The 13,186-nt window shown below is 35.1% G+C and carries 11 protein-coding genes; 5 read left to right on the top strand and 6 right to left on the bottom strand.

Features of this window, described 5'->3' with window-relative positions; translation table 11 throughout:
• Positions 1-14: 14 nt before the first annotated feature.
• The 3 genes from HCN53_RS01165 to aceB all read right to left on the bottom strand — a co-directional run bounded on the left by HCN53_RS01165 (position 15) and on the right by aceB (position 5,869).
• A complete protein-coding gene (locus HCN53_RS01165; RefSeq protein ID WP_167341729.1) occupies positions 15-2,345 on the bottom strand; it encodes an ATP-dependent helicase in 2,331 nt (776 codons plus the stop codon).
• Positions 2,346-2,583: 238 nt separating this feature from the next.
• Entirely contained in the window at positions 2,584-4,209 is a 1,626-nt protein-coding gene (locus HCN53_RS01160; RefSeq protein ID WP_167341728.1) for an isocitrate lyase, read from the bottom strand.
• A gap of 67 nt (positions 4,210-4,276) precedes the next feature.
• Positions 4,277-5,869 carry a malate synthase A gene (gene aceB / locus HCN53_RS01155; protein WP_167341727.1) on the bottom strand — a complete coding sequence of 531 codons (1,593 nt, stop codon included), beginning with the start codon at positions 5,867-5,869 and terminating at the stop codon, positions 4,277-4,279.
• 116 nt (positions 5,870-5,985) lie between these two features.
• On the opposite strand from aceB, the gene HCN53_RS01150 reads away from it, so the two are divergent.
• Together HCN53_RS01150 and HCN53_RS01145 are read left to right on the top strand one after the other, a co-directional pair.
• A complete protein-coding gene (locus tag HCN53_RS01150; protein WP_167341726.1) occupies positions 5,986-7,461 on the top strand; it encodes a helix-turn-helix domain-containing protein in 1,476 nt (491 codons plus the stop codon).
• Between the two features lie 72 nt (positions 7,462-7,533).
• Positions 7,534-8,133, top strand: a complete 600-nt coding sequence (locus tag HCN53_RS01145; RefSeq protein WP_167341725.1) for an MCP four helix bundle domain-containing protein — start codon at positions 7,534-7,536, stop codon at positions 8,131-8,133.
• A gap of 52 nt (positions 8,134-8,185) precedes the next feature.
• On the opposite strand, the gene HCN53_RS01140 is transcribed toward HCN53_RS01145, so the two are convergent.
• From HCN53_RS01140 to HCN53_RS01130, 3 genes are all read right to left on the bottom strand, one after another.
• Positions 8,186-8,944 carry a haloacid dehalogenase type II gene (locus HCN53_RS01140; protein ID WP_240919373.1) on the bottom strand — a complete coding sequence of 253 codons (759 nt, stop codon included), beginning with the start codon at positions 8,942-8,944 and terminating at the stop codon, positions 8,186-8,188.
• A gap of 91 nt (positions 8,945-9,035) precedes the next feature.
• A complete protein-coding gene (locus HCN53_RS01135) occupies positions 9,036-9,608 on the bottom strand; it encodes a carboxymuconolactone decarboxylase family protein (RefSeq protein ID WP_167341723.1) in 573 nt (190 codons plus the stop codon).
• A 51-nt stretch (positions 9,609-9,659) separates the two neighbouring features.
• Positions 9,660-10,223, bottom strand: coding sequence for a TetR/AcrR family transcriptional regulator (locus tag HCN53_RS01130; protein ID WP_042278250.1), 564 nt, complete (start codon positions 10,221-10,223; stop codon positions 9,660-9,662).
• Between the two features lie 166 nt (positions 10,224-10,389).
• Between HCN53_RS01130 and HCN53_RS01125 the strand changes: the two genes are divergently transcribed.
• From HCN53_RS01125 to HCN53_RS01115, 3 genes are all read left to right on the top strand, one after another.
• Positions 10,390-11,940 (top strand): FMN-binding glutamate synthase family protein, encoded by a 1,551-nt coding sequence (locus tag HCN53_RS01125; RefSeq protein ID WP_167341722.1) that lies wholly within the window; start codon positions 10,390-10,392, stop codon positions 11,938-11,940.
• Positions 11,941-12,072: 132 nt separating this feature from the next.
• The gene (locus tag HCN53_RS01120; RefSeq protein WP_042278246.1) at positions 12,073-12,591 is read left to right on the top strand and encodes a hypothetical protein; all 519 of its coding nucleotides are present in this window, start codon (positions 12,073-12,075) and stop codon (positions 12,589-12,591) included.
• Positions 12,592-12,672: 81 nt separating this feature from the next.
• Positions 12,673-13,185 (top strand): SRPBCC family protein, encoded by a 513-nt coding sequence (locus HCN53_RS01115; protein WP_085774408.1) that lies wholly within the window; start codon positions 12,673-12,675, stop codon positions 13,183-13,185.
• Position 13,186: the final 1 nt, after the last annotated feature.

The raw sequence follows: 13,186 nt of genomic DNA, 5'->3' as shown, positions 1-13,186 counted from the left end.
GATTAATTTTCTATTTAATCTTTAACCACTTCTAATTTAGCAAATCTTAGGAGTAACTTTTTAATACCACCTATTTTAAAATTAATTTCAGCTTTTTTCTCGCCACCAGCTCCTTCAATGTTTAAAATCTCACCACGACCAAATCGGGCGTGCTCCACTAAAACTCCTGGTTGTAGAGCGCCTAGATCATTAATAGGCGCTGCTTTATTAGATGCGCTAGCAACTGGACGCAGTTTTCTCAACTTTCTTAATTGTTCTGGACTAGGATTGTTAACACTAGGTGGCGTACCGTTTTTGGGTTTTGATTGACGTAATTTTGACTTATCTGGTTCATCCCACAGATGATCGCTAAGTGCACTTTTAAAACGATAATCATCAGGTGGTGTGGTGTATTCTAAATATTTATCATCAATGTCGGTAAGAAAACGACTAGGTTCTGCATCAACTAATTTTCCCCATCTATATCTACTTAATGTGTATGTGAGGTAAGCTTGATGTTCGGCACGAGTTAAAGCTACATAGAATAAGCGTCGTTCTTCTTCTAGTTCTTCTCTGGTATTCATGCTCATAGCACTAGGGAATAGATCTTCTTCCATACCAACTATGTATAAATAGGGAAACTCTAAACCTTTTGATAAGTGAATGGTCATAAGAGATACTCTATTTGTATCACCTTTATCATTATCCAGGTCTGTTGCCAGCGCCACATCTTCTAGAAATTCTGCAAGAGATCCACGCGCTTCATCGACTTCCTTTTGTCCTTCGACAAAATCACGCATACCATTAAGCAATTCTTCTATATTTTCTATCCTAGAAATACCTTCTTGAGTACCGTCTTTCTTAAGCTCGGTCAGATAGGCACTTTTTTTAATAACATGTTCGGTTAATTCAAAAACATTGCTCGTCTCTTCCATTACTTGGAAACTTTTAATCATGGTAGCAAAGTTTTTTAACTTGGTTCTAGTTCCTGTATGAATACCAGCTCCTATTTGATCAATATTTTCTATAATTTCAAAGAGACTGCGACCATAATTTTTTGCAGCAACTACAATTTTATCCATTGTAGTTGCTCCTATACCTCGAGCAGGATAATTGATTATGCGTTTAAGAGCTTCTTCATCTTTTGGATTAACGATTATTCGTAAATAAGCTAGTACGTCCTTAACTTCTTTACGTTGATAGAAGCTTAAACCTCCATAGATTCTATAAGGAATATCTTTTTTGCGCAGCGCATCTTCTATTGCTCTAGATTGAGCATTTGTCCTATATAGAATTGCAAATTGATCGTTATCTAATTGATGTTGCATCTTGTTTTCAAAGATGGAACTTGCAACGTAACGACCTTCTTCGGCATCACTCATTAATCGGTGTACGATGATTTTAGGACCATCCGAATTTGCGGTCCATACCACCTTATCCAATTTCGTTTTATTGTGTTCAATTACCGAGTTTGCAGCTTCCACAATATTCTTAGTTGAACGATAATTTTGTTCAAGTCGATAAGCTTTTACATCATCATAATCACGTTGAAAATTTAGGATGTTATTAATATTTGCACCTCTAAAGGCATAGATGGATTGAGCGTCATCACCAACTACACAAATATTTTGATACTTATCAGAAAGGGCCTTTACTATCAAGTACTGTGAATGGTTGGTATCCTGATACTCGTCTACCAGAATATATTTAAATCGTTCTTGATATTTGGCTAAGACTTGTGGAAACCTATTCAATAATTCATTTGTTTTAAGTAACAGGTCATCAAAGTCCATGGCTCCTGCTTTAAAACAGCGCTCAACATATTCTTTATAAATATCTCCAAACCTAGGTCGACGTGCCATCGCATCGGCCTCTTGAAGATCGGCGTCATTAAAATAAGCTCTTACGGTTATAAGGCTGTTTTTAAGTGAAGAAATTCTATTTTGAATTTGTTTGTATTTATATACCTCTTTATCCAATCCCATCTCTTTAATGATAGCACTTACTAATCTTTGAGAGTCTTGAGAATCGTATATGGTAAAATTTGATGGGTATCCTAATTTATCTGCTTCCATTCTAAGCAGTCGAGCAAATACAGAGTGAAAAGTACCCATCCACAAGTTTTTTGCCTCACTTTGTCCAACTATATCAGCGATACGAGTTTTCATTTCTCGTGCTGCCTTATTAGTAAAGGTTAAAGCCAGAATATTAAATGCGTCAACACCTTGCTGCATAAGATAGGCTATTCGTAAAGTAAGTACACGCGTTTTTCCTGAACCTGCACCGGCAATTACGATCATAGGACCATCTTTTTGCAAAACTGGTAATCGCTGTGCATCATTGAGTTGTGATATATAATCCTCCACTTAGTATCTTTTTCTAGAACGGTTCAAGATACGAGTTGAAGGTTGATTTTAAAACCTATCTTTTAAAATTTTATACACGTTAACAACTGTAAAATCAGAGTAGCTTTTTGAATTCTTTTTTGATAATGACTTACTGCATCAAATTGAAGATACTAATTCATGAGAAAGGGTATTATAAAAAAACCGCTCTAAGAAAAGAGCGGTCTTTCAACATTACATTACTATTACTAAAACTTAATTATCCAGTTACCATTTTAATTACCTCAACATCTACTTGTGGCGACTCAAATTGATTACTGGTATTTTTTTCTCCACTAGCCTTAAGAGCCTTATCTCCAGCAAAAAATGTTTTATGATCATCTCCAAGATCAGATCCTGCCATACGTTGATGCTTCACACAACTTACTCCTTTTCTAATTTCCTGACGTTGAACATTTTCAACATAGGCAAGCATTCCTTGAGAACCAAAATAATCTTGAGCTAGATCATTCATGTGTAACGCAGTGGTATGATAGGTAGGCAAAGTTATGAGATGGTGAAAAATTCCCGCTTGTAATGCAGCATCACGTTGGAAGGTTTTAATATTTTGATCTGCTATCTCGGCCAATTCCGTATTATCATATCGTTCATCCATAAGATAATCACGATTGTAAAGTGTTATATTTTCACCATTGGCCAGCATTTGGTCATAAGCTTGTTGCCTGAAATTCAATGTCCAGTTGAAAGATGGCGAATTGTTATAAACCAATTTTGCATTTGGTACAACCTCACGCACACGCTGTACCATATGGGCTATTTGCTTCACGTTAGGTGTAGGTGTTTCAATCCATAACAAATCTGCACCGTTTTGTAAACTCGTGATACAGTCTAGTACTACTCTATCAATATTAGTCCCATCCTTGAACTTATACAGGCCATTTGCAAGTCTAATAGGACGTACTAATTTTCCATCTCTCTTAAGCAACACATCGTCGTTATTTGCTTCATCTAGGGTTACTTCTTCAGTATCTACAAATGATAAGTATTGAGAAGCAAGATCACCAGGTTGTTGAGAAACTGGTAATTTTTGAGTAAGTCCTGCTCCTTCTGAATCTGTACGAGCAACGATTACTCCTTGATCTACACCTAGTTCTAAAAACGCATAACGTATTGCTTGTAATTTTGCCACAAAGTCCTCATGAGGAACAGTTACCTTTCCATCCTGATGACCACATTGTTTTGCGTCAGACACTTGGTTTTCAATTTGAATAGCACAGGCACCAGCTTGTATCATTTTTTTTGCCAGTAAGTATGTAGCTTCCTCATTCCCAAAACCAGCATCAACATCAGCAATAATAGGAACCACGTGAGATTCAAAATTTTCTATCTTGTCTATAACATCTTCTCCATTTTCTAATCTTTTGAATAGATCATTAAGCTCAACGGCATCAGCCTGTTTGAGAAAATCATATATTTCTTCAATGAGTGCAGGAACTGCTGTTTTTTCATGCATGGATTGATCAGGCAACGGGCCAAATTCTGACCTTAATGCCGCGACCATCCAACCTGATAAATATAAATAGCGTTTTTGAGTTGTTTGATGATGCTTTTTTACTGCGATCATTTTTTGTTGCGCCACAAATCCGTGCCAGCAACCTAATGACTGGGTATACTTTTCTGGATTTTCATCATATTCTGCCATGTCTTTTCTCATAATGGTCGCAGTATATTTTGCAATATCTAATCCAGTTTTAAAACGATTTTGTACACTCATTCTTGCAGCATATTCTGGTTGAATTTGATCCCAAGAGTTACCGTATTGTTTTTTTAATTGTTGCACTTTTTCTAATACAGTTGTGTAGGTACTTTGTGCGCTAGTTTTCATAATTTTGCTATTAGTAAATTAATTTTGCTTGAATCCTGTAGATTGTTGCCGCAATCGCAGGATTTTTTTATATAAATTGATATGCTGGTAAAGTCAAGAACTCCTCAAAATCTGGATTCTCCACCAGCTGTGTATAAATTTCGATTGCTTTATCTAACCGGTTATTCGGTATTTTACTGAATATCTCTTTGAGCTTATTTACCTCATCATTAAAAAGCTCGGTATACAATGTTTTATTTAAAACACGATGATCATCTAATCGAACTTCATTTTTCAGCCATTGCCACAATTGTGTCCTTGAAATTTCGGCAGTTGCAGCATCTTCCATTAGATTATAAAGTGCTACTGCGCCGTGACCTCTCAACCATGCCTCAGTATATAGAATACCTACATTAATGTTTTTACGCACTCCTTTTTCTGTAACTGATCCTTTAGGCAACTCAACTAAGTCTGCTTCATTTACCGTAAGGTCTTTAAGTAGGCGATTTAATTGATTTTCCTTAGGCATGTGCTTATCAAACTCATCCATTGCTATTTGTACTAGCGCAGGATGTGCAACCCAGGTACCATCATGACCGTTTTTAACCTCGCGTTCCTTATCCTTACGCACCTTTTCTAGTGCAGCTGCATTTGCCTCGTCATCATTCTTAATAGGAATTTGAGCAGCCATACCACCGATAGCTAGAATACCTCGTTTATGACATCTTTGAATAACTAATTTTGAATAGGCATCCATTAATGGAGATGTCATGGTAACCTGATCGCGATCTGGAACTATAAAGTCTTTATGATTTCTAAATTTTTTGATATATGAAAAAATATAATCCCATCGACCACAATTCAATCCTACTATATGATCACGTAATTCGTAAATAATTTCATCTAATTGAAAGCTCGCCGTAATAGTCTCTACCAACACTGTAGCTTTAAAAGTTCCAAGTGGTACTTCTAGGTACGCTTCCGCGAAAGCGAACACATCATTCCACCATGTAGCCTCTTCATAATGCTCAAGTTTAGGTAAATAGAAATAAGGTGCACTACCCTTTTTCAGAAGCACTTGCGTATTGTGAAAAACGTATAGGCCAAAATCAATAAGACTACCAGATGAAATCTGATCTCCAAACATCAAATGACGCTCCTCTAGGTGCAGTCCACGCGGACGTACAAGAAGAACTGCGGGACATTCATTGAGGTTATAAGATTTACCAGTTTTAGGATGTGTGTATGAAATAGTCCTTTGATTGGCATCCCTAAGATTTTGTTGTCCTTGCATGTTGTTATCCCATGTAGGAGAATTACTGTCCTCTAGATCTGCCATAAAGGTGCGCGCTCCAGAATTAAGAGCATTTATAATCATTTTTCTATCCACAGGACCTGTAATCTCCACACGTCTATCTCTTAAATCACTGGGAATAGTTCCTGCTCTCCAGTCAGAATTTCTAATGTGGGAAGTTTCCTGAGGAAAGGATGGAAAATTACCTTTATTAAAATATTCCTGTGTGGCTTTTCTTTTATCAAGCAGTTCTATACGTCTTTCATTGAATCGGTGATGAAGCACCGATAAGAAATCTAAAGCTTCATCGGTTAAAACATCATTATAATGATTAGTAACCTGAGGATCAAAAGATACTGCCGGAGCTTGAGCTATTAAATTTGTCATGTCTTGTAGATTTGATTCCAAAACTATATCAAAGAATTTTATAAAACAAGCGAACGTTCGCTAAATATGAATATTTTCTATTAACATCTTATTCTCAAAATGATTATTTTTGAAATATGAAGGAAGATTATATCAAATTGATTTTTGGGCTTAAGCTACGTCAAATAAGGAATGATAAGGATTTATCTCTTTATGGATTATCTAAATTGAGCGGACTTTCAAAATCTTATTTAAATGAGATAGAAAACGGTAAAAAGTACCCTAAACCGGATAAAATTGTGCTGCTTGCCGAAAAATTAGAAGTTCCTTATGATCAACTAGTATCTCTTAAATTAGATAAAAAACTTGCACCTATAGGTCGATTATTAGAGTCTAATGTATTTAAGGAAATTCCTTTGGAACTTTTTGGAATTAAGGAGCGACACCTTATAGAACTCGTTTCCAACGCTCCTGATAAGGTAAGTGCTTTTATAAGCACAATCATTGAAATAGCCCAACATTATAATTTTAGCAAAGAGAGTTTTTACTTAGCTTCATTGAGATCCTACCAAGAGGCCAATTATAACTATTTTAAACATCTTGAGGATGAAGCAACAGCAATAGCAAATAGGTTTCAAATAAATTTGTCTTCGTCGATCAAATCAGAAGATTTAAAAGAAATTTTAATCGAAGAGTATCATTATAAGATTAATGCAGAGGCGTTAGGACATCAACATGGTTTAGAAAACTTAAGATCCGTTTTTGTACCAAAAAGTAAAACACTACTTGTACACCATGAAGTGGATGAATCACAACGCACTTTCATATATGCAAAGGAGTTAGCCTACCAACATCTTAAAATTGAACAGCGTGTCAATACGTTCCCATGGCTTAGTTTTGATTCTTTTGATCCTGTTTTAAATAATTTTTACGCGTCCTATGTGGCAGGTGCTCTTATTTTAAGCAAGCAAATTCTTGATATCAAGCTAAAAGCAATATTTGAAAAGGACACTTTTGATAAATCTGCCTTTTTACAACTCATAAATAGTTTTAACGCATCTCCTGAATCCTTTTACCAAAGGCTAACGAATATTTTACCAGCATCTTTCGGAATTAAAAATTTATTTTTTCTTAGACATACACATCAAGTAGGTACAGATGATTATTGGCTTAAAAAAGAACTTCACCTTGCTCATCAACATTCTCCTAGGGCCAATGAAACAGATGAACACTATTGTAGAAGGTGGGCTTCCATAAAAGTATTTAAAAAAATTACCTCATCAAATAAGGAACATGAAATGGATATTCAAATTTCAGAGTTTCCAGAACCAGATGTGAAATACTTAATTCTATCGTCGGCCACCAAAGATCCTTTTAAGGATGGTCATTACCGCAGTATCACAATAGGTATGTTTATAGATAAAAGTCTAGAAAGAAAAATCAAATTTATTAAAGACCCTTCTTTAAACTCCTATAAAGTAGGTGTAACTTGTGAACGTTGTAGTATCACAGATTGTGACGTAAGAAAGTCACCACCAAAACATCTTATTAAACAAGAAAAACACAATCAAGTGGCAAATCTAGTTAAAGAATTAATGAACGAATTTGAATGATTTTAATATCCATTTAAAGTACTCAATTTAGTATATTTACTTTAAAACTTGCTAACTAAGAATAGTGTTATTATGTCTTTATACAACAAATTAAAGTGGATTCTAGGTATACTTATTGTTTTCGTTTTAATCATCGCAACTAATCTAATTGATAAGAACAACTTTACACGTGTTCGTGATTCGGTGGTTACTATTTATGAAGATAGAATAATAGCAAGCGATTTGATTTTTGAATTGCAGCAATCCATACATGAAAAAGAGGTTGCTATCGTTTTAAGAGATAGTTTGTTTTACAAAAATCAGAATTCTAGAGTAAATCAACATATAGAGTCTTTACTTGCCAGGTACGATGAAACGAAGCTCACCAAAAAAGAATCCAAAATTTATAAAAATTTGAAAAGCAACCTGGCAGATTTAATGACTCTAGAAAACAAGAATACCTCCATGAATCTCTTAAATAAGAATGAGATTCTAGCAAAAATTGATAATCTTAAATCTAATTTGAGTGATTTGTCTAAAGTACAGTTGGACGAAGGTGGAAAACAAATGTCAATAAGCAAAAAAGCTCTAGACACTGTCGAATTTTTTACTCAATTAGAAATTTGTATTCTAGTTGTCCTTGCTATTGTGATACAACTAATTGTAATGTATAATCCTAAAAAAACGGAGTGATGAAATTTTGCCCTACCATATAAAATCGAATTATATGAAAGGACGAAATTATTTATTTATAAGTAACTAGGATATCAGCAACTTTTTGAAGATCTGTTTCATTAATTTCTGTTTTTGGTGCTAAAGGAAAAATCTGTTTCCCAGGTCTACTAATGAATGCAGCACGCCATCCAGCCCAAAGTGCACCAGCAACATCCCATCCATGAGCTGCAACCAGCATCGCCTCATTTGGCTTTATTCCCATCTTCCTCGCTCCCCATTCATACGTCTCTCTGAATGGTTTGAATTTTCCAATATCTTCTACACTTAACCTTTCGTCAAAGAAATCAGTGAGTCCAGCGCTTTCAAATTGTTTTTTAACTCCTGCGTTCGAGGAATTAGTAAATGATACTAATTTGTAACCATCATTTTTTAAATCTGCTAAAGCATTTTTTACATCAGGATGTGCAGGTAAACCTCTTAAAGCTTCAACTATTACTTCACGCGCTTGAGATTCGGTAATATCAATCCCATTATTTTTTGCTACCATTTGTAAGGCTGCAGCGCCTATGTAACCAAAATGTTCATACTGACCACTCGCTGTTGTTACTAAGGAGTATTGTAACATTGTAGTGAACCATAAGGACAAAAGATCGTCTCTTCCATTTAAAGCTTTACCAACCTGCGTTTTCATTTGTGTCAAATCCAGTAATGTTTCATTAACATCAAAAAACAACACCTTAGGTCGTTCTAAATTTTCGGTTTTCATAGGATTCCAGTTTGGGGCTGAGTTTATCGAGCTAGGTAGCATCATTGATGATGCTCCTATCATACTCAAATTTTTAATAAAGTTTCTTCTGTTAGTCATAATCTAGATAAAATTTAAGTAGGCACACAACAATGTGTACCTACTTAAAATAGGCTTACTTATTTTTTTTCCAATCAAATTTTGCAAAACCTTCATCTAGCTTGGTTTCTGCAATGTGATTAGTATAATTACTAATCACTTTTTGGGATAAACCTAAGATTATATCCAGTAAGTTCTTTTGATTATATCCTGCTGCATAAAAATCTTGTAAGGTTTTTTCATTTATAAAACCTCTGTTTCTTACAATTGCAAGAGTTGTATCGCGTAAAGTTTCCAATTTAGCAGATGGCAATTCAGATTCATTACGTAGGGCTTCAATGATTTCATCATCAACTTTCATTGCTTTTGCTATTGCTGTATGAGCTGGAACACAGTAATGACATTCATGCTCTACATTGATCGTTTGCCATACCACAGTTAACTCTTCATCATTGAATGATGATGAAGCAAAAAGTTCATGTAGATTTTGATATGCTTCTAAAAGATTAGGTGATTCAGCTAGTACGCCATGTAAATTTGGAACGTATCCATAAGCTTTTTGCGACTTTTCAAGAAGAGCCTTACTCTTCTCTGGAGCACTTTCGATTGTGTGAATTTTTAAGATTTCTGATTTTTGACTTGTATTCATAATTTGCAATTTTTATAACTAACTAATCGGTTAGTTATAGATTAAAAAAATTTATATTGAATTAAATATTTGTTCGATGTAATTTTCTAATTGATCTCTATCAAAAACTCTTGAGGCACTGGACAAACCAAACATAGCAATCAATAAATAATCTGATTGTTGATTAATTGTTTCGACTGTTCTTGAACTATCCTTACTTAACGCATTGGCAAAAATGTCTTTCACTCCTAAGGTAAAGTTTACCAAAGCATTCTTTATTTCTGGAGCAGCCTTATCTCCTAATTCGTTTTTTGTATTGGTAATCAAACAACCATTTTTGTTGTTACCTCTTTGTGAAAATGAAAGGAATTTATAGAAGTAATTTTTAATCGCTTGCTTTCCATTCTTTCCTTTTTCTATTTCAATTAACAAGCTGTTCAATTGTTCTTGATAACATTTAATACTGGCTAACAAAAGACCTTGTTTACTGCCAAAGCTTGAATAAATGGAAAATTTATTGATTCCCATTTCCTTCTCCAGCATATGCATCGAGGTAGTTTCAAAACCATTACGCCAAAAAAGATTCATCGCCTTCTCTAGCACATCACTTTCGTTATATTCTTTAATTCTTGGCATTTTAAACAAAGTTGAATACAAAACTAAACAATCGTTTAGAAACAGCATACAAATTAACGTTACTTTAATCTATGAGCACTATATAATCTTAGAATATCACAAGCTCCAAGTTTTGCATGTTTATTTTATAGTAATCATTGTACTTTTAGGCCTTTAATACTTCAATATGGAAAATGTAATTAATTTTTTATCTGAATTAGCGTGGTATTGGTACCTAGTTGTATTTATTATCCTAGTAGCGCTTTACGATTTATTCAATCGCAAGCATATTATACTACGTAATTTTCCGGTGGTAGGTCACATACGCTACTGGCTAGAAAGTATAGGTCCAGAATTAAGGCAGTACATAGTGGCAAATAATAGAGAAGAACTACCCTTTAATCGAATTGAAAGAGGTTGGATTTATGCTAGTGCAAAAAACGAAAACAACTATGAAGGATTCGGTACTGATCGAGATATACACTCTCATCAATACATATTCGTTAATAATGCAATGATGCCTTTTAAAGTTGAAGAGGATCATATTTCCAAACGCAAACCAGAATTCGTTCCTTGTGCTAAGGTCATAGGTGCTTCAAAAAATAGAAAAAGACCATATAGACCAGCAAGTGTTATAAACATCAGTGCCATGAGTTATGGATCTCTTAGCGCCAAAGCAGTTGACGCCATGAATCAAGGTGCAAAAAAAGTTAATGCATATCACAACACTGGTGAAGGTGGCCTTTCTCCCTATCATAAAAGAGGAGCCGATGTAGTCTTCCATTTTGGAACTGGATATTTCGGTGTACGTGATAAAGAAGGTAATTTTTCCATGGAACATTTGAAAAAATTAGTCGCAGACAACCCACAAATACGTGCAATCGAGGTCAAGCTATCACAAGGAGCCAAACCTGGAAAAGGCGGTGTGCTTCCTGGATCAAAGATAAGTAAGGAAATAAGTGAGATACGTAATGTACCTATGGGTAAAGATGTATTATCTCCGCCTACTCACAGTGCCTTTGACGGTATTGAAGGTTTAATTGAATTTGTTGAGGATATCGCCCGAGAAACCGGACTACCAGTTGGTATAAAAGCAGCCATCGGTAAGCTTGCTCAATGGGAACAACTTGCAGACATCATGCAAGCTACAGGAAAAGGACCCGATTTTATAACTGTAGATGGCGGTGAAGGTGGTACTGGAGCGGCGCCTCCTAGTTTTGCAGATCATGTTTCACTTCCATGGGTGCATGGGTTTGCAGATCTATATCAAGTCTTTAATAAACGAGGCATGGCAAATGACATCGTCTTTATTGCAAGTGGTAAATTAGGATTTCCGGCAAAAGCAGCTATGGCATTCTCAATGGGTGCCGATGTGATTAACGTAGCACGTGAAGCGATGATTGCAATAGGATGTATACAAGCACAGGCATGTCATAACAACACCTGTCCTACAGGAATTGCAACTCAAAACAAATGGTTACAACGTGGGATAGTGGTTCCTGAAAAGGCAGATCGACTGGCAAGTTACTTTACTAAGTTTAATAAAGAACTACTAGAAATTACCCATGCTTCAGGATATGAGCATCCTTGTCAATTTAACATGGAAGATGTTGATATTTCATTGGGTGATATGAATCTCACACAAACTTTAGAACACACCTATAGATACAGAAAGACTCCAGTAGATTATATCGGTTTATCAAAAATGGAAAATTGTCCCTATTTAGGAGGCAAATAAATACTTTCAAATAGGTTCTTGATCAAATCAATTTTGATAAAGATATCTGGTTAATAGAATACAATTACTGGACTACAAGTGCGTTATTTATTTTAAATTCGCCTGAACTATTTTGAAACTAAAACAACATCAATGGACAACATTCTTCCACAGGTCTTTTTATCTTTATTACCAGCTGCCATAGTAGGATTTGTAGCATACATATCTATCGCTTCATTTATGAAAAATGAAGAACGCCGTCGCAGGTTTTTAACCGTTAGAGAGTCGCAAGGAAAAACGTTACCTACTCGCATGAGTGCCTATGAAAGAATGACCCTTTTTCTAGAACGTATTAAACCAGCCAATATCGTTGTACGCACAAAACCTGGTAATCTATCAAAAAGTGATTACGAGCAGTTACTGGTTAATACCATTGAGCAAGAATTTGAACACAATATTGCTATGCAAATTTATGTGAGTGAAGAATGCTGGAATATCATAAGGGCTGCAAAAAACACAACCATTCAACAAATAAGACAAGTAGCTCTCAAAGAAAAAAATTCATCGGCGGCAGAGTTGCGTAGTGCGTTACTCAACGATCTTATGGACAAACGATCTCCTAGTTCTACAGCGCTAAGTTTTGTGAGAGAAGAAGTAAGCAATCTATTCTAATCAAGATCAACTTTAAAATTTAACAACCTTTTTCAAAACTATTTTTGTTTAAGTATTAATTTTATAACTTAAACAAATATTTTGAAATTATATCAGCATCACGCTACACAAAAACTACCGATAACTTTGGATCAGGCATGGGAATTCCTTACCGATGCCAATAATTTAAAGTTACTCACTCCACCAGAATTACAAATGAAAGTTCTATACGGGACTGATCGCGGTATGTATCCTGGGCAGCTTATAGAGTATTCAGTAAAACCACTTCCTTTCTATAGAACTAATTGGGTTACACACATTACTCAAGTAGAACACAAAAAATTTTTTGTTGATGAACAAATGTATGGTCCATATGCTACCTGGCACCATGTACATTTCATTAAAGAAATACCAGGTGGTACTTTGATGGAGGATCTTATACATTACCGATTACCATTGGGAATTTTAGGAAAATTAGGAGCTCCATTGGTAAAGAAAAAGCTTGAAGAGATATTCCGCTTTCGCGAAAGCGCACTCATTAACCATTTTGGTTCCTTCAAAGAAACAACCGCACCTGAGAACAAATCCGTAAGTAAACATCAAATATTAAATTAAC

Source organism: Nonlabens sp. SY33080 (assembly GCF_011784885.1).
GTDB lineage: Bacteria > Bacteroidota > Bacteroidia > Flavobacteriales > Flavobacteriaceae > Nonlabens > Nonlabens tegetincola.
This window is presented reverse-complemented; position numbering and strand designations above follow the sequence as displayed.